Raw genomic sequence first — 1,359 nt, 5'->3', positions numbered from 1 at the left:
GTCCGCAGCCGGCGGACCATCCAGTTCCCAGAGGTGATTCTCGAGTGCCCAGCAGTACAGTGCCCAGCAGGACAGTGCGGCGGATTGCCGCCAGCATCGGGGCCGCCCTCCTTGTCCTGCCGCTCGCGTCCTGCACGGGCAGCCTCGGCCCGGCACCCAGCTCCCCCACCGCCTCTTCCACCGCCAGCGCGGCACCTACCGCGCTTTTCACCTTCGGCACCGGCTCGGAGCCGCTCGGGCTCGATCCTGCCCTGGTCTCCGACGTCGAGTCATACCGCGTCACCCGGCAGGTACTGGAAGGCCTCGTGGGCGTAGACCAGACCACCGGCCAGCCCACGCCGCTGCTGGCCACCGAATGGTCCCAGAGCGATGAAGGCCGGACCTACGAGTTCAAGCTGCGCGGGAACGTTAAATTCCAGGACGGGACACCGTTCGATGCCGCCGCGGTCTGTACCAACTTCAACCGCTGGTTCAACTTCTCACCGGCCCTCCGCGAACAGGCCACCGGTACCACCTTCAAGGGCGTCTTCAAGGCCCATGCGGACCAGGCGTCGCTGTCCATATACAAGAACTGCACCGCCGTCGCGCCGGACAATGTGCGGATCGGCCTCACCCAGCCCTTCACGGGTTTTCTCCAGGCCCTCACCCTGCCGGCCTTCGCGATCTCTTCGCCCAAGGCCCTCGCCGCGGAGAACGCTGACGTCCTGAACCAGCGCCGGGGCGGGCAGCCGGTATCCGCCTACGGCCTCCACCCGGTAGGCACAGGGCCGTACGTTTTCGGCTCCTGGGACTCGGGCAGCGTCTCCCTGGCCAGCAACAAGGACTACTGGGGTGACAAAGGGCAGATCGGCACCATCAAGTTCGTGACCTACGATCACCCGCAGACCCGGATGCAGGCGCTCCTGCACGGCAAGATCGACGCCTACGACGCCGTCACCGTGGGAAACTTTGACCAACTGGTCAAGAGCGGAAAGCAGATCATCCAGCGGGACCCGTTCTCCGTGATGTACCTGGGCATGAACCAGCAGGTCCCCATCCTGCAGAACCTCAAGGTCCGCCAGGCGATCGAAATGGCGCTGGACAAGGACACGCTGATCCGCCGGTTCTTCATCGACAACACGGCCCAGGCATCCCAGTTTGTTCCGCCCAAGCTCAGCGGCTTCAACAACAATGCCGCGGCGCTCGGCTACAACCCGGGCAAGGCCAAGGAACTCCTGGCCGAGGCCGGCTACAAGGGCGAGGAGCTGAAGTTCTACTATCCGCTCAACGTCACCCGGCCCTACCTGCCGACGCCCGAAAAGGTGTACGCCGAGATCAGCCGGCAACTGACCGCCGTCGGGCTCAACGTCAAGCCCGTAC

At 65.2% G+C, this 1,359-nt stretch carries 1 protein-coding gene; it reads left to right on the top strand.

The annotated features are described in order from the left end of the window. Positions 1 to 74 precede the first annotated feature (74 nt). Positions 75 to 1,359: ABC transporter substrate-binding protein (locus LQV45_RS32885; RefSeq protein WP_374208361.1), on the top strand; the 1,285-nt coding region annotated here is incomplete at its 3' end.

It is taken from the genome of Microbacterium sp. Bi128, from assembly GCF_918698205.1.
The sequence above is the reverse complement of the archived record's forward strand: the minus strand, read 5'-3'. Positions and strand labels throughout refer to the sequence as shown.